Genomic DNA, 281 nt, shown 5'->3' on the forward strand with positions numbered 1-281 from the left:
TACAGCAGGCCGTCATAGGTGGAGTTGGTGATTACCGCGTGCACCGGCCAGGTGGCGTTCTGGGTCTCCTGCACCCGGGCGGCGATGCTTTCGCGGGTAAACTCGCGCTGCGGAATGCCGCCGAGGATGCCGTAGGCGTTGCGCAGCGGGCGCAGATAGATCGGCACGATATCGCTCATCATCAGCAGGTGACACAGCGATTTGTGGCAGTTGCGGTCGATCAGCACCGTGCTGCCGGCCGGCGCCGAATACATGCCGACGATCTTGTTGGCGGTGGAGGG

1 pseudogene is annotated in these 281 nt (G+C 63.7%); it reads right to left on the reverse strand.

The features are described 5' to 3' along the window. Positions 1–281, reverse strand: a pseudogene (locus tag HMPREF3138_RS26920) (lysine decarboxylase LdcC); the annotation flags it as partial.

Origin of the sequence: Serratia sp. HMSC15F11, assembly GCF_001808215.1 — a bacterium.
GTDB lineage: Bacteria > Pseudomonadota > Gammaproteobacteria > Enterobacterales > Enterobacteriaceae > Serratia > Serratia nevei.